Annotated in this window: 18 protein-coding genes and 1 pseudogene; 12 read left to right on the forward strand and 7 right to left on the reverse strand. The window is 31.4% G+C overall.

Translation table 11 applies throughout. The features are described from left to right. Nucleotides 1-418: 418 nt before the first annotated feature. Nucleotides 419-2953 (forward strand): heavy metal translocating P-type ATPase, encoded by a 2535-nt coding sequence (locus HX049_RS11320; RefSeq protein ID WP_286415886.1) that lies wholly within the window; start codon nucleotides 419-421, stop codon nucleotides 2951-2953. Between the two features lie 758 nt (nucleotides 2954-3711). Here the strand turns inward: HX049_RS11320 and HX049_RS11325 are convergent. Beyond that, entirely contained in the window at nucleotides 3712-4017 is a 306-nt protein-coding gene (locus HX049_RS11325; protein ID WP_286415888.1) for a DUF6804 family protein, read from the reverse strand. Between the two features lie 217 nt (nucleotides 4018-4234). On the opposite strand from HX049_RS11325, the gene gcvT reads away from it, so the two are divergent. Then, the gene (gene gcvT, locus HX049_RS11330) at nucleotides 4235-5317 is read left to right on the forward strand and encodes a glycine cleavage system aminomethyltransferase GcvT (protein ID WP_131540709.1); all 1083 of its coding nucleotides are present in this window, start codon (nucleotides 4235-4237) and stop codon (nucleotides 5315-5317) included. A 101-nt stretch (nucleotides 5318-5418) separates the two neighbouring features. Then, complete coding sequence (locus HX049_RS11335; protein WP_041889880.1) at nucleotides 5419-6129, forward strand: YebC/PmpR family DNA-binding transcriptional regulator; 711 nt, start codon at nucleotides 5419-5421, stop codon at nucleotides 6127-6129. 75 nt (nucleotides 6130-6204) lie between these two features. Here HX049_RS11335 and HX049_RS11340 read toward each other — a convergent pair whose 3' ends face one another. Next, the gene (locus HX049_RS11340; RefSeq protein WP_286415892.1) at nucleotides 6205-7182 is read right to left on the reverse strand and encodes an AraC family transcriptional regulator; all 978 of its coding nucleotides are present in this window, start codon (nucleotides 7180-7182) and stop codon (nucleotides 6205-6207) included. A 165-nt stretch (nucleotides 7183-7347) separates the two neighbouring features. On the opposite strand from HX049_RS11340, the gene HX049_RS11345 reads away from it, so the two are divergent. From HX049_RS11345 to HX049_RS11360, 4 genes are read left to right on the forward strand one after another with little or no spacing between them, the layout of a single operon-like run. Beyond that, the gene (locus HX049_RS11345; RefSeq protein WP_286415893.1) at nucleotides 7348-8010 is read left to right on the forward strand and encodes a TnsA endonuclease N-terminal domain-containing protein; all 663 of its coding nucleotides are present in this window, start codon (nucleotides 7348-7350) and stop codon (nucleotides 8008-8010) included. Next, nucleotides 8003-9811, forward strand: a complete 1809-nt coding sequence (locus tag HX049_RS11350) for a helix-turn-helix domain-containing protein (protein ID WP_286415895.1) — start codon at nucleotides 8003-8005, stop codon at nucleotides 9809-9811. Before HX049_RS11345 ends, HX049_RS11350 begins: the two co-directional genes overlap by 8 nt. Nucleotides 9812-9814: 3 nt before the next feature. Further along, entirely contained in the window at nucleotides 9815-10699 is an 885-nt protein-coding gene (locus tag HX049_RS11355; protein ID WP_286415897.1) for a TniB family NTP-binding protein, read from the forward strand. Continuing rightward, complete coding sequence (locus HX049_RS11360) at nucleotides 10700-11680, forward strand: TniQ family protein (protein WP_286415899.1); 981 nt, start codon at nucleotides 10700-10702, stop codon at nucleotides 11678-11680. It abuts the gene before it with no gap. 1 nt (nucleotide 11681) lies between these two features. Here the strand turns inward: HX049_RS11360 and HX049_RS11365 are convergent, their stop codons facing one another. Then, a complete protein-coding gene (locus tag HX049_RS11365) occupies nucleotides 11682-13415 on the reverse strand; it encodes a hypothetical protein (RefSeq protein WP_286415901.1) in 1734 nt (577 codons plus the stop codon). A gap of 174 nt (nucleotides 13416-13589) precedes the next feature. On the opposite strand from HX049_RS11365, the gene HX049_RS11370 reads away from it, so the two are divergent. Then, nucleotides 13590-14198 (forward strand): recombinase family protein, encoded by a 609-nt coding sequence (locus HX049_RS11370; RefSeq protein WP_286415903.1) that lies wholly within the window; start codon nucleotides 13590-13592, stop codon nucleotides 14196-14198. Nucleotides 14199-14332: 134 nt separating this feature from the next. After that, nucleotides 14333-15127, forward strand: coding sequence for a Fic family protein (locus HX049_RS11375; RefSeq protein WP_286415905.1), 795 nt, complete (start codon nucleotides 14333-14335; stop codon nucleotides 15125-15127). Nucleotides 15128-15381: 254 nt separating this feature from the next. Here the strand turns inward: HX049_RS11375 and HX049_RS11380 are convergent, their stop codons facing one another. The 4 genes and pseudogenes from HX049_RS11380 to HX049_RS11395 form a co-directional block, all read right to left on the reverse strand. Next, nucleotides 15382-16188: a DUF2290 domain-containing protein gene (locus tag HX049_RS11380; RefSeq protein WP_286415907.1), complete on the reverse strand. Its 807-nt coding sequence runs from the start codon at nucleotides 16186-16188 to the stop codon at nucleotides 15382-15384. Next, nucleotides 16175-18415, reverse strand: coding sequence for a DEAD/DEAH box helicase (locus tag HX049_RS11385; RefSeq protein WP_286415910.1), 2241 nt, complete (start codon nucleotides 18413-18415; stop codon nucleotides 16175-16177). The genes HX049_RS11380 and HX049_RS11385 overlap by 14 nt, the downstream gene beginning before the upstream one ends. Nucleotides 18416-18480: 65 nt before the next feature. After that, a complete protein-coding gene (locus HX049_RS11390) occupies nucleotides 18481-18717 on the reverse strand; it encodes a DUF7695 domain-containing protein (protein WP_286415912.1) in 237 nt (78 codons plus the stop codon). Between the two features lie 182 nt (nucleotides 18718-18899). Then, nucleotides 18900-19541 (reverse strand): annotated as a pseudogene (locus tag HX049_RS11395) (magnesium chelatase domain-containing protein); the annotation flags it as partial. A 311-nt stretch (nucleotides 19542-19852) separates the two neighbouring features. Between HX049_RS11395 and HX049_RS11400 the strand changes: the two are divergent. From HX049_RS11400 to HX049_RS11410, 3 genes are all read left to right on the forward strand, one after another. Further along, nucleotides 19853-21001, forward strand: coding sequence for an efflux RND transporter periplasmic adaptor subunit (locus HX049_RS11400; RefSeq protein ID WP_131540703.1), 1149 nt, complete (start codon nucleotides 19853-19855; stop codon nucleotides 20999-21001). Nucleotides 21002-21070: 69 nt separating this feature from the next. Continuing rightward, complete coding sequence (locus tag HX049_RS11405) at nucleotides 21071-24220, forward strand: efflux RND transporter permease subunit (protein ID WP_286415915.1); 3150 nt, start codon at nucleotides 21071-21073, stop codon at nucleotides 24218-24220. 12 nt (nucleotides 24221-24232) lie between these two features. Further along, on the forward strand, nucleotides 24233-25705 hold the full coding sequence (locus tag HX049_RS11410) for an efflux transporter outer membrane subunit (protein ID WP_286415917.1): 1473 nt from the start codon (nucleotides 24233-24235) through the stop codon (nucleotides 25703-25705). The last annotated feature ends 303 nt before the right edge of the window (nucleotides 25706-26008 follow it).

Raw genomic sequence — 26008 nt, forward strand, 5'->3', positions numbered from 1 at the left:
TAACATTATAAAAGAAAAAGACAAGAAAAATAGCATGTACACTTGTGATAGGATTATAAAAACAAGTGTATAATTAAAAGCAGGACTATAAGCAATAACTATACAGTTATATTAGGCCGAGACATTGTTAAATTCTGTGGTCGCATAGTGGTCGCATAATGATTACATAGTGGTCGCATAGATTAGCCCGTTTTTAATGCGACCACTATATGATCAATATCCTATAAAAATACGGTCAACAAAGTTCATAACATGAAGCAGCAAAAAAAATAGAGAACAAATCTGAATTAGTTAATCAATAAAAATAAATTCTCCTCATAATGATACAAAACTATATAACCCTTCTTCAAAATTGTATAACACTATATATGTCTTTTTATTCGTACTTTGTATCTGCATAAAAAGAATTACTGTACAAATGAAAAAAGAATATAAAGTAAGTGGTATGAGCTGCAATGGTTGTAGAACCAAAATAGAGGATACCTTAAATGAAATACACGGTATACAAGCAGAAGTCTCATTAGAGAATGAAAATGCTCAAATAGAATCTCATCACGATATAGATACCTTAACCTTACAAAAGGCTTTATTAAAAAAAGGGAACTATATCCTTCAAGAAGTAATAACTAAAGAAGATGGTACACAAGAGATTCTACCTGCTGTAGAAGTATCAGAAGAAGATATGTATCAACAGGAACTGCCTAAGGGAATGGAAGACAAAGCTGGTAAATATTTTTGTCCGATGCTATGTGAGGGAGATAAAGTCTATGATACCAATGTAGGTTGTCCTGTATGTGGTATGAACTTAGAGCAAATCCCTGCTCCCAAAATAGAAAAAACAGTTTATTACTGTCCTATGTTATGTGAAGGCGATAAAACCTATGACAAACCAGGTAATTGTCCGAAGTGTGGTATGAATTTAGTGCCTAAGACTGTTCTAGTAGAACAAGAAGATACTACCTATGCAGATATGCTAAAAAAACTGCGTATCTCTGTAGCCTTCACCATTCCAGTATTTATTCTTGCTATGGGATCAATGATTCCAGGAGACCCGATTGGAAAAATAGTACCTCATGAATGGAATAATTACATTCAATTATTATTCACCATTCCTGTAGTGTATGTGTGTTGGATGTTTTTTACTAGAGCTTGGACTTCTTTTAAAACATGGAACCTAAATATGTTTAGTTTAATCGGTTTAGGATCTGCAGCAGGATTAATCTTTAGCGTTGTAGCCTTATTCTTCCCTAACCTATTCCCAGACGATTTTAAAGGAGAGCATGGTATCCATCTATACTTTGAATCTGTAGCTGTAATTCTTACCCTAGTATTAGTAGGACAAGTAATGGAAGCCAAAGCACATAGTCGTACAAATACAGCTATAAAAGAATTATTAAAACTTTCTCCTACAGAAGCAACTTTAGTTACTGAACAGGGAGAAGAAATAATACAAATAGATAAGATTATTAAAGGAAATCATCTACGTGTAAAGCCAGGAGAAAAGATACCTGTAGATGGCGAAATTATAGAAGGAGAATCTAGTATAGATGAAGCTATGATCACTGGAGAGCCTATTCCTGTACACAAAATAAAAGGAGATAAAGTTGTATCTGGTACTATTAATGGAAATAGTTCATTCATCATGACTGCCGAAAAAGTAGGTGACGAGACACTACTTTCTCAGATTATTGAGATGGTAAATAATGCTAGTCGTTCAAGAGCCCCTATTCAGAAACTAGCTGATCAGGTAGCAAAGTACTTTGTACCTATCGTGGTGATAATTGCCATAGCTACTTTTATTCTATGGAAGACATTAGGACCTGAACCTAGATTAGCCTATGCCTTTGTCAATGCATTAGCAGTATTAATCATTGCTTGCCCTTGTGCTTTAGGCTTAGCTACACCTATGTCTATAATGGTCGGAATCGGTAAAGGTGCTCAGAATGGTATTCTGATTAAAAATGCAGAAGCATTAGAAACAGCTAATAAAGTAAATGTATTAATCACAGATAAGACAGGTACGCTGACGGAAGGTAAACCATCAGTAGAAAAAATAGTAAGTATTTCTTCTGAATATACAGCAGAGGATTTACTACTACTGACAGCTTCACTTAATCAAAATAGTGAGCATGCTTTAGCTACCTCATTTACTAAAAAAGCAAAAGAAGACGGTCTAAGTCTAACATCTGTAAAGATGTTTAATAATATTACAGGAAAAGGAATACAAGGCTTAGTAGATAAAAAGCGAATTTCTCTAGGGAATAAAGCACTTATGGAAGTAGTGAACGCTCCACTAACTGATGACTTACTACAACAAGTAGAGAAAGAACAAAGCCAAGGAAAGACAGTGTCTTATATCGCAGATAATAATATTATAATAGGGTATGCTGTACTCTATGACAAAATAAAAGAATCGAGTAAACAAGCTGTAAAAGAGCTTCAAAATAAAGGGATTGAAGTAATTATGATTACTGGAGATAATCCTAAAACTGCGCAGGCTGTTGCAACAGAATTGAATATTAAACATTTCTTAGCAGAAGCAATGCCTGAAGATAAATTAAACGAAATAAAGAAACTACAAGAACAAGGAAAAATAGTAGCTATGGCAGGTGATGGTATAAATGACGCACCTGCTCTAGCCCAAGCAAATGTAGGTATCTCTATGGGTACTGGAACGGATGTGGCTATCGAAAGTGCAGAAGTAACCTTGCTACAAGGAGATTTGGCAGGGATACCTAAGGCTATTAATCTAAGTCATGGGGTGATGAATAATATTAAGCAGAATTTATTCTTTGCCTTTATCTACAATAGTGTCGGTATACCTATCGCTGCAGGTGTACTATACCCTATCTTCGGAATAGTATTATCACCTATGATTGCAGCTGTTGCAATGAGCTTTAGTTCTGTATCTGTTATTACAAACTCATTAAGACTAAAGAACTTGAAACTTTAATCATCATTTTTTTTTATAATACCTTTCATTTTTTTTAACCAGAGCGATAGCAATAGCTCTGGTTTTTTTTGCTTTTTAGTTTACTTCAAATTAGGTGATTGATACATAAACGAAAGCAATTATACGAAATAGCTTTGAGTTGGTAATTTCACTATTATAGCATAGTTATAAACTAATAAAAGAACAGTAAAGCAACATTCCTTCTACTGTATTGAGCTAATATTTAATCTAGACTTGAAACAACAAGTATAAAAACAAAAAAGCCTGGGTAGTTCACCCTGGCTTTTTACTCACCTTAAAAACTAAAATTGCAAACACAAATACTAACTTTTAGTTTATTAAACTTAAAAAAAGGCCATCCAAAAGAATGGCCTAATCAGAATCATCTATATAAAAAAAAACAAGTCCCCACTCTGTTTTTTATTAAAATAATTAGATGTTCTTAAATATCTTCAAAAGTTTAACAGTGATAATATACAAAAAAACACAAACATTAACATTTAAAATAACTAGACGTAATAAATTAATATAAAAACAGAATATCACTCAATAAAATAACATTTAAAAAAACTTATAATCAACTACATACATCTTTTTCAAAAAAACTTAATTTTATTCAAAAAAAGATAATTTCATATCTCTTTTGACGTTTCACCTAAGTCATAGAAACAATACATACACTAAAAAAACAAAAGCTTACCACTACAAAGGTCATGGTAAGCTTATTATCAATTGTTTATTTACAAAAAGTGATAAGATTAATCCTGTTCTACTACTCTAGTCTTAGCAAATACAGCAGATAAAACTAAATAACCTGCTGCAACTAATTCTATTACCAACCACCAGATATGCTCTATCGGGATAGCATAAAATGGTTGAAATATTCCAATAATAAGAATATACATTCCCATTTCGATTAGTTTCTTATTAATATGAGAATTATAAGCTAATATTCCTAAACCTACCATTACGATAAATCCTACTAAAAGATCAAAATCTGATGAAGAAGTAAATGCACTTAAAATTAATAGAAGTGCTACCAATATTTTAATTGCTCTTTCCATACTTTAATTCTTTATAAATTAGATTACTCTAAGATAACAAAAACTATAATCAATTAAAAATCAATAACAAAGAATTATATATAATAAAACAAAGCATATTCTGTCAATATTATAATTAATTCATACTACTCCATCAATCTCCACCTAAAAGCACTTTTATTTGAGGTAAAAAAAACTTACTTTAGCACCTAATTATAATTAAATCATTAACAACACAATGAAACAAGTAACTTTAAACCATATCCATGAAGCTTTAGGAGCGAAGATGGTTCCATTTGCAGGATTTAATATGCCAGTACAATATGAGGGAGTAAACATTGAACACGAAACAGTTAGAAACGGTGTTGGTGTTTTTGATGTATCTCATATGGGAATCTTCAAAATTTCTGGACCAAATGCTTTGGCATTAATCCAAAAAGTTACTTCTAATGATGCTTCTGTATTGGTTGATGGTAAAGCTCAGTACTGCTACTTCCCTAATACTTCTGGAGGAGTTATAGATGATATCATTACTTACAGAGTAAATGAAAATGAATATTTAATGGTAGTAAATGCATCAAATATTGAGAAAGACTGGAACTGGGTAAGCTCTCACAATGATATGAATGCGACATTAGAAAACCTATCTGATGGCTACTCTATCTTAGCTATACAAGGGCCTAAAGCTATCGAGTCTATGCAAAGCTTAACTGAAGTTAACTTAGCTGATATCAAATTTTACAACTTTGTAATTGATACTTTCGCTGGAGTAAAAGACGTAGTAATCTCTGCTACTGGATATACTGGTTCAGGTGGTTTTGAAGTTTACGTTAAAAATGAAGATGTAGAAACTGTATGGAACAAAGTATTCGAAGCGGGTGCTAACTGGGGAATCAAACCAATCGGATTAGCTGCTCGTGATACATTACGCCTAGAGATGGGATACTGCTTATACGGTAATGAACTAAACGATGAAATCTCTCCATTAGAAGCTGGATTAGGATGGGTAACGAAGTTCACAAAAGACTTTATCAACTCAGATAATTTAAAAGCTGAAAAAGAAGCAGGTATCAAGAATAGATTGATTGGATTCGAATTAGTCGGTAAAGGTATTCCTAGACATGACTACGAAATCGTAGATGCTGAAGGTAACGTAATCGGAAAAGTGACTTCTGGTACTCAATCTCCTTCATTAGGTAAAGGAATCGGTATGGGATATGTACCTGTAGCACTAGCTGCTGAAGGAAGCCAAATATTCATCCGTATTCGTAAGAATGATGTTGAAGCAAAAGTGGTAAAAACACCTTTTTATAAAAAATAAGACAAAAGAATAGGGAGCTTAAAAATAAGCTCCCTTTTTTTTTATGATATATTTGAATAATGAGTTATTTTTGCATTTATAAAATTAAGTAACAAATTATTATGGGAAGAGCGTTTGAATTTAGAAAAGGACGTAAGCTAAAACGTTGGTCTGCTATGGCAAAAACGTTTACAAGAATTGGTAAGGATATCGTAATGGCTGTAAAAGAAGGTGGACCTAATCCCGAGGCTAATGCTCGCCTTCGTGCCGTAATACAAAATGCTAAGGCAGCTAATATGCCTAAAGATAACGTAGAGCGTGCCATTAAACGTGCTACTGATAAAGATACTGAAAACTATAAAGAAGTAATATTCGAAGGATACGGACCTCACGGTATCGCTTTCTTAATCGAATGTGCTACAGATAATAATAATAGAACTGTTGCAAACATTAGAAGTTACTTCAATAAATGCAATGGTACTTTAGGTACACAAGGTTCTGTTGAGTTTATGTTTGACCATACATGTAACTTCAGAATCCCTGCAGAAGAAGGTAGAGATTTAGAAGAGTTCGAATTAGAATTAATTGATTTTGGTATTGATGAGATCTTTGAAGATGAAGATGGTGTAATGATTTATGCTCCTTTTGAAAGCTTCGGATCTATCCAAAAAGAATTAGAGGGTAGAGGAATTGAGATTTTATCTTCTGGATTCGATAGAATACCACAAGTAACAAAAGAACTTTCTGAAGAAGAAATAGCTGACGTAGAAAAATTATTAGACAAAATCGAAGAAGATGACGACGTACAAAACGTTTTCACTACTATGGCATAATCCGTAGTTTCGTTTATAATATTAGAAAGACGGAATACTTCACTATAAGTATTCCGTCTTTTTTAATTAGTATTACTAGGTTAAATGAAATCTCTTAGGAGGATACCCAAAGTGCTTCTTAAAAGCTTTAGAAAAGGCTACAGAAGAAGAATAGCCTAAGTCAAAAGCTATCTCTGCAATAGTATGATGTGCTTCTTCTAACTTCTGTATAGCAATATTCATACGTCTATGTTGAGCATATTCGAATAGTCCTAGATTGTATAAATGTTTAAATCCTTTCTTTAGTTTATATTCATTCATAAAGAATAGCTTAGACAGCTCTTCAGTAGTATAAAACTCCCGGTAATTAAGGTCTATAAATTCTTTTATATTAGATAGTATTAGTTCATCTTCTGGTGTCAGCTTTACCCCTAACTGTAACTTAGAGCACTCCTCTATTCCCGCCTCTCGCTCATGTAATAACACGGATATCACCTCTAACACTTTTCCTTTTGTATACATCTCTTTTGCCATCCCTTTATAACTACATGTTTTGATTTCATTTAGTAATACTAAAAGTTCTTGTGTCAGTTTAATATCTTTAATTAATCTACAGGTCTGGTCATTCTTTATCGCAGTAGTAAATTCCGCTATAATCTCATCTTGCTGACTCCATTCATTAAAAAAGTCTAAAGGTAGATAGATATCTAAATGTTCATACACAGCATCTTTTTCAAATATAACATCTGCTGTAGAACCTGTGCTTAAATAAGACAAATAACAGTGAAAAGGTAAATACTTATTAGGCGTTCCATTAATTACATCTCTGACGATATGCTTCCCGAAAAAGAAGCTTAACTCTACATACTCTATTTCTTCAAAAATATAGTGCAAGGCAAAATCTTGTGTATACTTCAGATAATACTGTCGAATAATAATATCAGCAGAATCAAAGATATGATAAGTCACAAAAGTACCTGAGTCATTTACTAATTCCTTTTTACTCTGATACATCTCATTAGTTACCATATTCTCTAACTCAAAAAACTCAACGATTTGATCACCTTTTCTCATAAAACTACCTATTGATTACTAAACTGCTAATTTTTACTCCCTTTTGGCTAAGTGTAAATTACACCCATAAATGAGAATATTAATTAAATAACCACTATTAATTACAGAAATAAATAAGAATAAAAGTTATTAAAGCAAAAGAGAAGGTTATAAATACAGTAAAGGATGAGAACAAGTTATAAAAAAGTTAGAGGAATTTATCCAAATAAACTATCAGTCACTGGTCAGATAAATAGCGTAAAAAACAATGAGAGTATAGAATTCGAATCATCTTTAGAAAGAGATTACATTTATTTACTAGAATTTGATACTGAAGTAAAAAGATACTTTGAACAACCAATAAAAATATTTTATATAGAAGATAATATAGAGAAGTATTATGTTCCGGACTTTATTGTGGAATACTGGAATGGTTCTAAAGAAATAATAGAAATAAAATATTCCCAAGAAATAGAAGAAAAAAGAAAGATTCTTAGTACAAAGTTTAATGCTGCGAAAGAGCTTTGTAGAAATAATGGATATACATTTAAGATTATCAATGAACACAGTATTAGAACTCCCCTAGGATGGAATGCTAAATTTCTACATTACTATAAATATACCAACTTCAACTTAAATATAGAAGAACTAACAATGCTAATAAATAGACTCCTTGAATTAAAAAGATCAAATCCTATGAATTTAATACAAGATTTAGCTAAAGACGAAAGAAAACAAGCTGAACTTTTATATTTATTATGGTACGGAATTGCAACATATTCAATATCTTTCGATTACCAACAAAAACTAAGTATGAACACTGTAATATGGGTAACTGATCATGAATAGAGTTTTAATTCGAATTGGCGAAAAAGTAGTTTATAAAAATAAAGATTGTATTATTATAAAAATAATAGACATAAATACTGTCTCAATTGAAGAAATATATACAAATATCATACATACAATTCCTAATAATTTATTAAGTCCTATAAATTCTGATTCAAAGAATGATGATTTGCTTAGTCTTACAGAAAAACAGTGGGATAAAGCTGTCAATAGATTTGAAATTATTAAACCAATACTAAGTGATAGAGGCAATATTGACTTAGTTAAAAACATCGCGCATCAAAACAACATTAGTATGGCTACCATTTATAGATGGTTAAAAAGCTATAATGAGTCAGGACTAGTATCGTCTTTAATAGGTAAAAAGAAAGGGATACAACAAGGGAAAAGTAAATTACCTAAGAACCTTGATAATATAATCAATGACAAAATACATTCAGTATATCTTTCAAGCTCTAAACACTCTATAACTAAAACAATACGAGAAATCAATTTAGTTTGTCACGAAATAGGAATAAAAGCTCCCCACCCTAATACTATTAGAAATAGAATTAAAAACATTACTGAAGAAGAAAGAATTAGAAAACGTTATGGAGCGAAAATAGCACGAGATAATTTTGAACCTATCAAAGGCTCTTTCCCTGGTGCAGATTACCCACTTGCTGTAGTTCAAATAGATCACACCCCTGTAGATATTATACTTGTTGATAGTTATACAAGACAACCATATCAAAGACCTTATTTAACACTTGCTATTGATGTGTACTCAAGAGCTATAATGGGTTTTTATTTATCTTATGATCCTCCAAGCTCATTAAGTGTTGGTATGTGTATCTGTCATTGTATTCTACCTAAAGAAAACTGGTTAGCTTCAATAGACGTAAATACTGATTGGGAATGTTGGGGAATAATGGATACAATACATGTAGACAATGCAAAAGAATTTCATGGTAATATGTTAAAAAAAGCTACTCAAGAATATGGAATAGACTTAAATTTCAGACCTATTGCAACACCACACTTTGGAGGTCACATAGAAAGGCTATTAGGAACATTTGCTAAGGAAATTCACGATCTACCAGGTACAACTTTTTCAAACACTAAAGATCGAGGTAATTATGATTCCAAAAAAAATGCCTCTTTTACTTTAGAAGAATTTGAATGTTGGTTAACTATATACATAACAAAAATATACCATAAACGTATTCATAGCACAATAAATGATACACCTATTAATAAATTTAAAGAAGGTATTCTAGGTACTTCAACTAATATTGGGAAAGGAATCCCACCGAGATTATTTAATGAACAGAAAGTTCGTTTAGACTTTATGCCTTATGTTGAACGCACTATTCAAGAGTATGGTATCATGCTTAATCATATTCATTACTATGATGATGTCTTAAGGGTATATATAAACTCTAAAGATGAAAATGGAAAAAAAGAGAAATATATTTTTCGTACTAATCCTAGAGATATCAGCATTGTGTATTTCTATGATCCATTTCTTAAAGAATACTTCGAAATCCCTTATAAAGACACATCATTACCTCCTATCACAATATGGGAACATAGAGACGTAATTCGTAAACTAAGAAAAAACAAAGTAGAAAACATTGATGAAACTTCTATTTTTTCTGCTTACAAAGAGCTAAAGGAGATTGAACAATCATCTACATTATTAACTAGAAAAGAAAAAAGAAGAGACGTCACGAAAATCTCTATACCTAAAACTACGACAAGTGTATTGATTACTAATAAAACAGACTTATCTATTGAACCATTTGAAGATATTGAATAATTAATGGAACATCTAAACAATAAAACCCGTGAACTAATAGCAAATTGTTCTCCCGAAGAACGAATTATGATGGCTAAAAAATTTATTTGGATTGGCTATACCCAATCTATTGATATATTTAAAAAACTAGAGGATCTAAAGAATTATCCTAAAGTTTATAGAATGCCAAACCTCTTGCTAGTTGGTGACTCTAATAATGGAAAAACTGCTATCCTAAGAAAGTATAGTGAAAGAAATGAGGCTTATATTAGAAGTATTGATTCACAAGTAATCAACCCAGTTGTGTATGTACAAGCTCCCCCAGAGCCAGATGAAAAAAGATTCTATAATATTATACTAGACAGTTTATTTGCACCTACAAAAACTACTGAAAAAATCGATTCTAGACAACAACGTGTTATTAATCTATTAAAAAAAATGGAAACTCAACTATTAATGATTGATGAAATACATCATGTATTAGCGGGTTCAAGTAGAAAACAAAGAACTTTTCTAAATGTTATAAAATTTCTTTCAAATGAATTACAAATACCAATTATATGTGCTGGTACAAAAGATGCTTTTAATGCCATTCAAACAGACCCTCAATTATCTAATAGGTTTGAACCAAAAGTATTACCTAAATGGACAAATGACTTAGAATACAAAAGATTATTAGCTAGTTTTGAAAAGGTTCTTCCTCTCAAGAAAGAATCTTTACTAATTGAAAATTCAATAGCTGACAATATTTTGAGTAAAAGCGATGGGCTAATAGGTGAAATTTCAAAAATACTTGAATTAGCTTGCATCAAAGCAATAGAGACAAGCAAAGAAAAAATAGATAACCAGATAATTGATTCTATAGATTATATACCTCCATTCAAAAGACGTAAACAAATTTTATACTAAATGGTTTTTATAAAAGGAAAAACAATATGGCCCTTATACATCCCACCTCAAGATGATGAGCTATTCTCATCTTGGGTTTGCAGATTAGCATATGAGCATCAGGTAAAGGTTTATACTTTTCTTAAATTATATTTTTCAAATGAATATAATTACTTAGCTAGAAATATCGATCTACTAAAACCACTTGAATTAACTAAAACATTACGCACACACACATTTCTTAATGATTTAGAAATAGACAACCTTTTTCTAAGCAGTTATGAAGGTATTATTTTTGAAATAAATACTTACAAAACATATACTAAAGGTATTCTCCCACTAGGAATATTCAATCAAGCAAGAAGAAACTATGGAACGTTATATTGCCCTTTATGTTTAAATAAAGATATTCCATACTTTAAAAAGAAATGGCGACTAACAAGTTCTATTATATGTGTAGAATGCAACATTAGACTAAAAGATAGATGTGATAAATGTGGTAATCCAATTACTTATCACTTAAATAATCGCTCTATTAACACGAGTGAACTAATACATCCATATTCTTTGAAATTTTGCCAATGTGGTCATGATTTAAGTACAATTACAACCAAGGACTTAACTCCAACAAATAAAGAAATAGATTATCAATTATTTATAAACAATACAATTGATACTGGTTATAATCAAATTACCTCATACTCATTTTTATTTTTTGACGGTTTCTTCTTACTAGTAGAAAAGTATCTTCATGACTCTAAAGAAAATAGATTAAGAAAAAGCTTAATCAAAAAATTAAACCGAACAAATATCCCATCCCAAAAGAAGAACTTAGGGCTTTGGTCACTTGAAGAACGAAGATCAGCAATTCTTGATGTCTATACTTTATTTGAAGACTATCCAGATACACTAAATAATTTCTTAACAGAAAACAATATTCATAAATCATATGTTAGGAATAACAACAATTATCCATATTGGTTACTTAAAAACTTTATCTAATTCAAATATCTTTCGTTACTCTCTTTTTTATTTTATCTACTAATTTCTCAGCCATTTCATTAATGATAAGAAACGCTTCTACACGTTCTTTTTCAAGTTCATTTACTTTGCTACAAGGGTGTACAAACGGCATAAATATCTTAATTTGATCCCTTTGTTGAAATTTAATGTTTTCTATTGAATTTATTTTTGACCAATTATAATCGTGTCTATTAATTACTTTGCTTAAAAAAGTCGATAATCTTAAATCGTTATTAATCTTAAATTTATTACCATCTAAGCATTTAAACATTCCTATATAATAATTTTTACCTGCTTCGATTATAACATAATTTTCTCCCTTTACTTCAATTTGACAAATACTTACCAATAAATAACTAATGTTAAACTTAGAAACTGAACTACAAGACAACCACGTTATATTTGAATTAAGATATCCATTAAGCATTAAGTACTCAACTTTACAACCTTCTTCATTTAATAGATTCATTGCCTTAAAAAACACTTTAAAAAAAGAAAAATCGGTTTCAATTTCCTTAGTTACAAGCCTAGTAATATTAGTAGTATTATCATAATCATTATAATTTGTACTAACTCCATCTATTTCCTTAGCTATCGTACTATTATTAGCATATTTATGATGTTGTTCTTTTTTTTCTAATTTTTTAATTTTTACATTAAAGTTAATTTTTTTACTCTTTAAAGTTTTACTTTCAACTTCTGGTAACGAATTATTAGTAGGAAACCTTGTTAATTTATAATCCTCTTCATTTTTAAAATTACCTTTAATATTTCTTGTATTAGATCCATTTTGATACTCAGCATTGGGAACATCTATACTCCTTCTATCAGTCAAGTCCTCTAATAATATTTCGTCTACATTAATAAATGGTTTACTACTTTTATATGGGTAAGCATCATCTATTCCAAATACCAAAAACTTTCTAGATTCATCTAGATATTTAGTTAAAAACATCCCTCTAACTTTTAAAGAAGCAGGACTAAAAGGAAACTCTGTAGTGACATAAGCTCTACATTCTTCAAGCATTTTTTCTTGATTCAGCCACACAGATTTATGTGCATTTATACTTCTTAAAGCATTTAAACCAGTATCTAATGAAGTGAAAAAATAAGGGCTTATCTTCTCTACTATAGCCTGCTTAATTATAGTTGACGAAAACGACAAAGTGTCTCTACTTATCTTAGTTACTGAATCTATTAAATCAAAATCCTTTACTAAGAAATTTGTAACTTCTGTATCATGATAAAATAAAAAATCAAGAATAGTATGTATAGGTATAATAAACTCAATACCTGAACTTTTTAATAAATAACAAGGTACCCCTTGTATGAAACTAAAATCAATTGACTCCTCATTATTGAATAAGATCAATTTATCTTTTTTAGTATTAATAAAAATTTCGTAATCATACATAAATTGCCCCTTACCACAATCCAATGGAGAACACAACAATTTTCCATTTTTATCTAATATTGACCCTAACGGAAAGTTTATAGTTCTGATTTCTTCAATTTCAATTTTAATATGCAAATTTGAATTCTCTAAAATATTATCTCTATAATAATTCTTTTTTTCAACGTTGATGAGTATTGCTTCCTTAAAAGTTTCTTCTTTCCAAATAGATTCACGATACGAAATTAATATCCAATAATCATGAATTGCCTCTTGCTTGTACTTAGTCACTTCTATTAACTCATCAACTATAGAAATCATTATCAATATTTTATGTTACAATTACAAACAAATATGAGAATATTTTTTAACTACACCAAAAGTTAAATTTAGACTATAGTCTAAATATGATCTAATTTATTTATCTTTATAAAGCAATTTACTAAACTGAAAACATACCAATCATACCCACCCTAAATTTGACCTATTTTTATAATGAAAGCACGTTACATTAGAGTATCAACTTTAAATCAAAATATAGAAAGACAACTTATTAAACAATATCCTGAAGAACTACTTTACATCGACAAAATAAGTGGTTCAATTCCCTTTGCAAAAAGAATTCAAGGTTCCAAATTGCTAAATGATATTACATCTTTAAAAATAAATTACATTAGCATATCTAGTATTGATAGATTAGGAAGGGATACCCTAGATGTTCTTCAAACTATTGAAAAATTTCATGAAAAAAAAATCTGTCTTAAAATAGATAATCTAGGATTAGAGAGTCTTATAAAGAATAAAGAAAATCAAACTTTTAAGCTTATAGTAAGTGTGTTAGCTAATATAAGTGAAATGGAACGAACTTCGATATTAGAAAGACAAAAAGAAGGAATAGCAATAGCAAAGGCAAAAGGAATTTATAAAGGCAGGGCACGGAATTCTGTTGAATCAGCAGAGAAGTTCCTTTCTAAGTATTCTACGGTAATATTTTATCTCAATAAAAAATATCCGCCAACATTAAATGAAATTGCAAAACTATGTGATTGTTCAAAAAACACTGTTCAAAAAGTAAAAAAAACAATACTAAATATTAATAAATAAGTAAATTACTACATACTTAAATCAAAAATAATCAGTCATGAAAACATTTAAAAAACTAGAAATTACCAAAATAAAATTGTTTGTTGAACAACATAAAAAGATCCTTAATAAGTAAAACTAAATCATTTATAATTATGAATAAATTAGAAGAATTAATCAAAACATTCAACAATATAAATACACCTAACATCCAAGGTTTTGATAAATTCAATCAATTAATAATTAATTATCATTCTACTAAATTAGAAGGATTAAGCTTATCTGAAATAGAATCAGAAATATTACTACACCATAAATTAACTCCTAAAGGAAGAGATTTGTATGATTTATACATGCTTACGGATCATTCAAACGCCTTATCTTTTGTCTTAGAACAAGCAAATCAAAAGAATAATATAACAGTAGAACTAATTCAAAAGATAAATGCAAAGGTTTTAAAGAATACTGGCGAAATTTTTACTAATGCATTTGGTTCATTTGATATGTCCGAAGGAGTATTAAGGAAATGGGAAGTTACCAATGGGAGAGGCCACAATTATCCTAATTTTGATAAGGTTGAAGGAAGAATCAGAAAACTTGTACAGACTGTTAATGAAAAAATGAAAGTCAATCTTTCAATAAGAGAAATTACTGATTTAGCTTTTGATATGCATTACAATCTTGTTGCGTTACACCCTTTTGGAGATGGAAATGGTCGTACAAGTAGGCTTTTGATGAATTATATTCTGGCTTATTATAATTTACCCTTAACTATTGTAAATATTCAAGATAAAAAAGAATATATCGATGCACTTCAAAAAACAGATAAAATAGGTGAGAAAAAGTTTTTTATTCATTTTATGTATAACCAATATGAAAAATATCTGTTTCAAATTATAGACAAACATATAACCAACACTAAAGTGGAAAGAACAGAATTTTTATTTTAAACATAAAAAAGAAAAATATAAACCGAATAATCCTATAGAAGAAAACACGAATTATCAAACAAAAGGTTGAACCAGATGAAATTATTATAATAGATATTGATACTAAAAATTCTAAAAGTAATTTTGAGTTTATCAGACAACCTTTAGATTATGAAGGTATATAAATTTCTTAAAAAAGGGAGAGCTATTACTCTCCCTCTTTACACTAAAACGCATAGTGATATAAATTAAGATAACAGTAACACAATAATTCTTTAAATAATATGTAAGTTATCTTCTTTAAAATTATTTATAGGAATAATATTTTTTTTTCTATGAATACTAAATTTTGTTTTATATTCCAATGTCTTAATTAAAGCATCATACTTTGAAGAACCTCTAAATATATTCTTCACAATAAAGTCAAAGAAGGTTAAGGGGGATATAATCTCTTTCAAAGGAAAACGAATATTATTAACAGCTCCAATCTGTATTTCACATTTGTTATGTGAAACTACTTTAGCATCAAAATCAACTCTAATATGAGATGAATTAGTATACTCATATTTATCATCAAATTTTGCTAATAATAAATTTTCAATAGATTCATTATTACCTCGTGATTTCGATTCATACAATATTTCCTGAAGTTCAGTATCATTAAGGTTTAACTCAAACTGATGATTAAAAATTTCCCATATGTCATAATAATATTCCATTAAATACTCATCTAACGGATCTTCTAAATAATTCTCAAAATCATCGACTTTATCTTTAGTTGCAACAGGATATGGATAATATGCCATCTTTACCTTTAATAAAACTTCTTCTTTATCTTTATCCTTATCAAACTCATAATAATACTGAACACACCCTAGATTGTCCTTTAACAAAAAACTATATTGCCTATTCTTTATAACATACTCATACTCTTTACTATAGAAATTCTTAAAGATTCCTGATTTATAATTATCCCAACTTATCTTATTATTCTCAACTTTCTTATAATTATTAGTTATGATAAATTCTTTATAAAGAGACTTAATATCATTTAAATTTTCTAAAATATCATCTATTTTCATTCTTTCCACTTTTTAGCTTTTCAATTAAAGCTGGATTAGATAATAATTTCTCCACTAATAAAGCTTCTAATTCTTTATCTTTAAGCATAAGATCAAGCTGATTATCATATTTCTCAAGATCCTTAGTACTAGTTAATATAGAATATCTTCTTTGGATAGATTCTATTGAAGGAACTGTGAAATTAAAATTTGGATAATCTTTAATAATCATATCAAACTCGTCTTTTAGCTTACTGTTATTTAATCCATTAGTAAATAAATAACACCAACCTCTAGATCTAGTTATTGACACAAACATAGAATTTCTAATTCTAAATGTTCTATCATTTAAAATTTTATTAGTATTAATAATTAAAACAACATTTGTTTCATTTCCTTTTGCTCTAAAAGGTGTTGTTAATGTAACAAATCCTTTTTCCTTAAATAAATCATTACTTTCAATATATCCTGGTGTAATACATTTAATACCTTCATAATCTAAAGCTTGTCTGATAAACTCAAAATTACTTTTAGAATTTTTAGTATCAATATCTATTATAATAATTTCATCTGGTTCAACCTTTTGTTTGATAATGATATTTTTTACTTTTTGTACAACTTTTTCCAATTGCCCTTGATTTGTCTCACTATCAACTATCTGTATTAGTTTTTCTTCACTATTCCTACTTTGCAATATCTTTTCTAAATCATTTTTACTATTTCTTTCTGGTCTAGTTAATTTAGCATTGTCCCCTTCAGTTAACATCGATTTATCTGGAGTTAACAATGTATATCCTCTAGCTTCCCAATCATCCCTATAAAGCATAGGAACCTTTCTATCAGTATATAATCCAAGAGCTAAACCATGGGCCACCATTAAAACTATCCTGGGATTTCTATACGAATTAGGTAAAATAAAATCTTTCTTAATATTACCAAGATATTCACCTTCTATTACATCATTAGGCATATTAGCTTCCCCGTCTTTATTGATTCCAAATAGTTCTTTAGGTTCCTTAATCTTAATATCTGTTAATGATTGAAATTCATCATATGCCCAAATAATCCTTTTTAACTTAGTATCATCACTAAACTTAGTTAAAAGGTAGATAGTTTCAAAGAAAGAAGAAGGAAAATCCTGAGCTTCATCTATCAAAACCATATCATAGTAAGCAGTTAATTGTTCTTTACCATGGTACAATAAATTCTTATAAATTGCATCTAAAGGATCAGCTTCATACTTAACGTTCATAAAGTTAAGAGGTTTTATACCTAAAGACTTTGCTGTATTATAATACAACCCTGGTTTATTACTACCTCCCCACGCATGTAAAATATTAAGCTTACTAAAATCAGGCATTTTACCAGTTTCATTAAAATAATATTTTGTAATTAATCCCTCCACTTGATTATACATACTTTGTGTATTAAATACAAATAAAATTTTCATTTCTGGATAAAATTTATGCACCAAAGCAGCCTTCATACATAAAATTATTGTTTTACCAGTACCAGCTAATCCTCTGATTCTTTGTGGTCCTGCAGGGATCTGTAAAGCAACCTGTCTTTGTGTACTATCGAGTTTAAAAATTGTATTAAGTGATTCTTTTATCAAGGAACTCATGGTTACTTCTGAGTCATTAGTTACTTTTCGTTTTGTAGTATTACCATAAACATATGAACCATCAAAAATAGAGTCAATAATATCTAAGTATTGTTTATGAATATTTTCTTTCCCTACATTCCAAAATTTATGAAAATCTGTCCAATTATCAGAGCAAACATAATTATTACACAATGTTACATTTGCCTCAGCATTTATTTTTTTAATTTCCTCTTCCTTATTTTGAGAAAACACCAATAACTTATTAATTGTTAGCTCAAACTTAAACTCATCTTTACGTATATCATAAAGTCTATTATCATCTTTTAATTTATTAATTAATTCTTTCTCAAATAACTCCAAGACAATATCCCTAGATAAAACATATTCATTACTACGTGTATTCCAATATTCATTTTCTTCATCAAATTCTAATATTTCATCAGAAACAATATCAATCAAAGTAATACCAAATTCACTACTTCTAATTATAATGCTTGGAGTTTCATCAACACTTTTACCAAAAGAGGGGGTTTTATACCCCATTATCCAATCTTCATTATGATATTTTTGAGATATGGTTTCCCATATACTTTTTAATATATAATCATTATCATTCGCTATATTTCCCGCTAAGTATTCCATCACAATTATTTTTTAAGTATAAAATTTAATAAACAAAGTCCTTATTTCTACGATACAAATAAAATTTAAAATAAATGAATATTTGTATAATCCTCTCCACCATCTAACCCAAGATATCCACATTCACATCGAACAAAATCATGTCTATATTTTGAGATAATTATTTCCAAACATTTAGGACACATACGTTCGTTTTTTGCAAGACCTATTTTACGATGTAAATCTGCTATCTCTACAAATTTAAGCTCTTCCTCATTTCCTAGTTTTCTAGACTCTGTAAGTTTATTGTTGAATTCATTCATTATTTACCTTACTATTAGAAATCTACTCTCTTAATTTTTCTTCTGTAAATTTAGTTTCTTTTTTGCTTAATCAGTTACTAATGATGTAAAACTTTCTTATTCTATATATTTTCATCTTATCCTTTACTTATGTTTATTCTCGTTTATCTATGTTCATTCTCATTTAATATTAGAATTAACACAGCTGCAGCTATCTCCATGGCTCTCTTAATACTCTCTTGTCCCTTCACATCCTTAAAGTCTATCTCTAAATGATGCTCAGACTCTTCACTAAACATCTTAGCGAAGTCTAACTCCACAGGTACTAACTCTCCCTTTCCCTCTAAGAAGTCTATTACTTCCTTTATATTACTAACACCATATACCTCTAATCCTTCTACTATAGCGGCTTCCTTCTCATTCTCTTTTGGAATTATAATTCCTTTATATCCCTCTTCTTTTGCCTTTATAGCGATAGGGAGTGCTCCATTAATGCACTGTACAGTACCATCTAGAGATAGCTCCCCCATAATAATATAATCTGACAACTCTTCTTGTAATGACATCTGATTAGAAGCTGCCAATATACCTATAGCAATCACTAGGTCATAAGCAGAACCTTCCTTGCGTAAATTTGCAGGTGCTAAGTTAATCGTTATCTTCCTTCCTGGGAACTTATAACTATTATTCTTCAATGCTGCTGCTATCCTATAGCTACTCTCTTTTATCGCATTATCAGGTAGCCCTACTAAGTGATATCCTACTCCTCCATCTATGTGTACCTCTACTGTAATAGTTGTAGCTTCGATTCCAAATACAGCACTCCCAAACACCTTTATTAACATAATTTATGAGTATTAATTAATGTTTACTTAATAATTTAAGCTATTTCTTACTATTCTAAAAACGTTATCTTTGCCAATATGTGGAGCGATACCACAAAAAGCAACAACTTTTATAAATAAGATTAGCTAAATTTAAACAATAACAACTATTACTCAATAATACAAATCAAACACAAAAACCTACAAATCAAACATTTAAATTCATTAAATTAGTTTTTAATTATAAATAAAGTCTTTTTGGCATTAGTATTGAGTAAGGTTATTGTGGAGATAGACTCTCACCTACAACAACAAATAGTATTTAAAGAATTATGATTACAAGTAGAAAAACAGTTTTAGTAGCATTTTCAGCGTTGATTATGTTTGGTACATTGATAGGAATTAACAGCTGCAATATAGGTTCATCTAAAACACTAGATCCTAAAGAAAATGCTTTAGCCTTACCTATCATAAAAGTAGATACAACAACTGCAATTACAATCAAAGATTATATAGGAAATATAGAGGGAAAAGTAAACGTGGAAATCAGACCTCAGGTAGAAGGTATACTTGAGAAGATTTTCGTAGATGAAGGTGCTTTTGTAAAAGAAGGACAACCTTTATTTCAAATCGATCCACTACCTTACCAAGAAGTCTTGAACAATATGATCGCTACAGAGAATGTAGAAAAAGCAAAGCTTAAAAACGCAAAACTAGAAATAGACCGTCTAAAACCGCTTATCGATAATGAGGTTATCGCTCAAGTACAATTAGAAACAGCGAAATCTAACTATGACATCGCTAAAGCCTCTTTGGCTAAAGCTACTGCTGCTGTTAATAGTGCTAAGATTAGTCTTGACTATACTATTATAAAAGCACCTGTAAGTGGATATATTGGACGTATGCCTAAGCGTATCGGTAACTTAGTGTCTAAAGGAGATAAAGAACCTCTAACTGTATTATCAGACGTGAGTGAAGTATATGTGTACTTCGGGATGAGTGAGTCTGACTTCTTATACTTTAGCAAAGACAATAAGAAAACAGATACTGCTAGTATCAGTAATGGTCATTACTTACCAGACGTTTCTCTAATCTTAGCAGATGGACACGAATACCCTGAGAAAGGGAAAGTAGACATGATCAATGGACAAGTAAACAGAACAACAGGTTCTATTTCTTTAAGAGCGTCGTTCCCAAACTCTAAAGACGTAATGAGATCAGGTAATACGGGAACTATCAAACTAAAAGAAACAAATCCTCGTGTTATTTTAATTCCACAAGAAGTAACTACTTCTATCCAAGACAAGACTTTCGTTTATATCTTAGATAAGGAAGACAAAGTAAAGTTACAGTCTATCGAATTAAATGGAGTGTCAGGAAATAACTTTATCGTGTCTGAAGGATTACATATAGGAGACAGAATTATCAAAACTGGTTTTGATAAACTTACTGAAGGGATGTATGTAAAACCTTTAAACTAAACAAAGCCTTATTCAAAAGACAAAAACAGAATTTAGAGTATTTGTACTCGCCTTACAAAACAATTTAATATGTTAAAAGCCATTATAGAACGCCCCATATTAGCCACTGTAATCTCAATTATGTTTGTGTTACTAGGACTAGTAGGGCTAACCTTACTGCCAATTACAAGGTTCCCAGAGATTGCACCTCCTAGTGTAAGTGTATCAACTTCTTACCCTGGAGCCAATGCGGAGACTGTTGCTCAGAGTGTTTTACTTCCGATAGAAGAATCTATTAACGGGGTAGACAATATGACCTATATTAGCTCTAAAGCGAGTAACAGTGGTTCAGGAACAATCAACGTATTCTTTAAAGCTGGTACTGACCCTGATCAAGCTGCGGTAAACGTACAGAACAGAGTTAGTAAAGCTGCTGGTGATCTTCCATCAGAAGTGAATGAGAACGGTATATCTGTGACTCCTCGTCTTAGTGGTAACATTATGACGATCAACTTCTACAGTGATCACCCAGAAGAAGTATATGACGAAACTTTCTTACAAGCTTATACGCAGATTAATATTAACCGTGAATTACTTCGTGTACCTGGAGTAGCTTCTGTGAGCCGTATTGGTGCTCGTGACTACTCTATGAGAACATGGTTAAACCCTGATAAGCTTGCCTTATATAGTTTAACTCCACAAGATGTCATCAGTGCGATCAAAGATCAAAACTTTGAGATTGCACCAGGTAGTTTTGGAGAGACATCTGATGAAGCCTTTGAGACTGCTTTAAAGCACAAAGGGAGATTTAACTTACCTGAACAATATGAGAACATCGTTATTAAAACCAATAAAGACGGTTCTGTTCTACTGCTAAAAGATGTAGCCAGAGTAGAGTTCGGAGCATCTAACGTAGGTAGTGATAACAGTGTGAACGGGTACCCTGGTCTAACGATGAATATTACACAGACCAATGGTTCTAACGCACGTGATATCGATATCGCAGTACGCAAAACATTAGAGAGACTGTCTAAATCATTCCCACAAGGAGTTCACTACGATATTAGCTATTCTGTAAAAGCGCAGATAGACGAATCTATTAGCCAAGTAAGAAGTACACTATTCGAAGCATTCTTCTTAGTGTTTATCATTGTTTACTTGTTCTTACAGGATTTCCGTTCTACGATTATTCCAGTTATTGCTATTCCTATCTCGCTAGTAGGTACTTTGTTCTTTATTTATTTAATGGGCTTCTCTATTAATATATTGACCATGTTTGCCTTAGTACTAGCCATCGGTATTGTGGTGGATGATGCCATCGTAGTAGTGGAAGCCATACACGAGAAGATGCATCATACAGGAATGAAGGCAAAAGAAGCGACGATCACGACGATGAACGAGATTACGAGAGCTATTATCTCTATTACGTTAGTCATGTCGGCAGTATTCTTACCAGTAGGATTTATGCAAGGACCTGCAGGGATATTCTATAAGCAGTTCGCCTATACCCTAGCCTTCGCTATTCTTATTTCTGCTGTGAATGCCTTGACGCTGAGTCCTGCACTATGTGCTTTATTTTTAAAGCAACCATCAGGAGAAGAATACGCTGCTCAGAAACCTCAAGCAGGATTTAAGAGAGTGCGCAATAGATTCTTCTTTGCATTTAATACTGCATTTGACAGTTTTACAGAGAAGTATGTCGTAACGATCAAGAAGTTAATTACTAACAAGAAGGTAGCTATCGCAGGATTAGCCCTAATCATAGGAGTTGGAGTTTTATATTTATACAAGACCCCTTCTTCATTTATCCCTAGAGAAGATGACAGTTATATCACCTACTCTCTAGCGATGCCTCCAGGGGCTTCATTAGCGCGTACTAAGGTAGTATTATCAAAAGCAGATAGTATCTTAAAACAACGTACAGATATCGAAGGGATGACAGCTATCTCTGGATATAATACGATAGACGGTAATGCCAGTCCATCATTTGCAGTGGGGTACATTAACCTTAAACCCTATAAAGAAAGAGGTAAAGTAAAGAATATAGACAAGATTATCGCAGAGATACAAGGCGATTTATCACAGATACACGAGGCTTCTTTTAATGTATTCCCTAGACCTACTATTTCTGGTTTTGGTGATTTCGGAGGAATTGAGTTCGTGTTACAAGATCGTATGGGAGGTGGATTTACAGAGTTTAACCAGGTGAGTGATGAGGTAATCAAACAATTAAATGACAGAGAAGAAATATCTAATGCCTTTACTTCATTTAAAGCAAACTATCCTCAGTATTTACTTGAGATCGATTATGTAAAAGCAAAATCATTAGGTGTAAGTGTAAAAGACCTTATGACTACTATCAAGAACTACTATGGTCGTGTAAAAGCAGGAGACTTTAATAGATTCGGTAGAACGTACCGTGTGTATATGCAGGCAGACATTCCATTTAGAGAGAGTCCACAGTCCTTCTCTTCTATCTATGTAAAAAACAAAGATGGAGAAATGCTACCTGCTAATACCTTAATTAAACTGAAGAAAGTATTAGGTCCAGAGACCGTGACTAGATATAACTTATATAACTCTATCTCTATCAAAGCTAACCCTGCACCAGGATATAGTACAGGAGATGCAATGAAAGCGATAGAAGAAGTAACAGAACAGCTACCTGGTAACTACTCTTATGAGTACACAGGTATGTCATTAGAAGAAAAAGATTCGGGTAACCAAGCGATTATCATCTTTGGGCTAAGTATCATCTTTGTGTACTTCTTATTATGTGCTCAGTATGAGAGTTACTTATTACCAGTAGCGATTCTATTGACTGTACCTACAGGATTATTAGGGGTAGCCCTATTCGTTAATCTAGCAGGATTACAAAACAATATCTATGTACAAGTAGGATTGATTATGCTGATCGGGTTATTAGCGAAGAATGCCATCCTTATCGTAGAGTTCGCTCTACAACAACGCAAAAACGGATTGTCGATATTCGATGCTGCCGTGGAAGGAGCTAAAATGCGTCTAAGACCTATCCTAATGACATCATTTGCTTTCGTAGCAGGTCTAGTACCACTGATGTTTACAGTAGGACCATCGGCTCAAGGAAACCACTCTATCAGCTTCAGTGCTGCTGGTGGTATGATATTTGGAGTAATTGCGGGTATATTTATTATCCCAGTACTATTCTATATCTTCCAGACTTGGGACGAAAAACTTAAATCTAAACTTACTAATGAATAAAAGATAGAAACCATGAACACAAAAAGAATTATAACAAGCACTTTATATGTATCGGTGGTTTCCGCAGCTTTAGCCTTACATTCTTGTGCTCCACAGTCTAACTATAAAGCACCTGAGTTTCAATTACCAGAACAGTATAGAGGTCAGCTAGATTCTATCAACAGTACCAGAGACTCAGTAGGAATAGCAGATATCGATTGGAAAACGTTCTTTGAAGACGACAAGTTGATCGAATTAATCAACAGTGGATTAGAACACAACTTCGACATCGCTAATGCTATAAAGAATATCGAAATAGCTGACCAAAAGGCTAGACAAGCTAAACTAGAATGGTTGCCTTCAGTAGATATGACACTTGGTAATGTAGCCTATCAGTACCGCTCTTCTAATTACTATGGATCAGCTGCTAGTAAGTACTATGAAAATAAAGGAAAAGAAGCTCCTAAGAATATGTATGTAAACTCTGCTCAATATGTCTCTTCTCTTAGTATAAGCTGGGAATTAGACGTATGGGGAAAGATGAAGAGTATGAGTGCAGAGGCTCTGGCGAACTATCTACAGACTCACGAAGCTCGTAAGGCTGTACAGACTGCTCTAATCGCTAATATAGCAGAAGGATATTATAACTTACTACTGCTAGATGCGCAGATGGAAGTAGCCCAGTCTAACTATGAATTAACGAAGAATACGCTAAAGATAGTTGAACTACAACGAGATGCTGGACAAACCACCTCTCTTGCTATTCAACAAACGCGTAACCAAATGTTAGTAGCAAAGGCATTAATCCCTTCTCTAAAACAGCAAATAGCAGTCCAAGAGAACGCATTATCCCTACTTACTGGACAGCTACCTGATGCTATCGAACGAGATACTAAACTAGCTGATGTCAACTATCAAGAGACACTTACAACAGGAGTACCACTATACTTAGTGAGTCAGCGTCCTGATGTACAACAAGCAGAACTAGCTCTAAAAGCGAGTAATGCTAGAGTAGGTGTAGCACAGACGAGTAGATACCCTTCTCTTACGATAGATGTAACAGGGGGATTAAATAGTATGTTAGGTAAGAATTGGTTTAATATACCAGGTTCTTTGTTTGGTGGATTAATAGGTGATGTAGCTGCTCCTCTATTTAATAAGCGAAAACTAAAAACAGATTATGAAGTAGCTAAAATAGAAAGAGAAAAAGCAGAAATAGATCTTCAGAAGTCTGTCTATACAGCTATTACAGAAGTATCTGATGCTTTAATCACACTAGAGACAGTAAAAGAACAGATAGAGATAGCCGAAGAGCAAGTAGCTACTTCTAGACTAGGTGTAAAACAATCTAACTTACTGTTTAACAGTGGATATGCAAACTACATCGAGATTATCAATGCACAAAAGAATATGCTAGATAGTGAGCTAAACCTAAACAAACTAAAACTGAACAAACTAATTTCGAGAGTAAAACTATACCAAGCTCTTGGTGGTGGATGGAAATAGTATTCCACATTTATACTCTTATAATCAATACCAAAAAAGGCTGTCCACGGACAGCCTTTTCTATTATACTTATTCTACTTAGCTTCTAATCTAGTTTCACCTAGATTGCGAATACCTTATTAGTACCTATATCGCATCTCTGTATTCACTCCGTTATTTTATGCGATTTAACGGAGTTACTGCGGACTGATAACGGACTCACTACGGACTCATTTCATACAAAACATGTCTCGTCCTACTATAACTGTACAGCTATAGTTAATAATCCTACTTAATACTGTACAGCTATAGTTATTAATCCTT

Source organism: Myroides odoratimimus, assembly GCF_030326305.1.
Classification (GTDB): domain Bacteria; phylum Bacteroidota; class Bacteroidia; order Flavobacteriales; family Flavobacteriaceae; genus Flavobacterium; species Flavobacterium odoratimimum_A.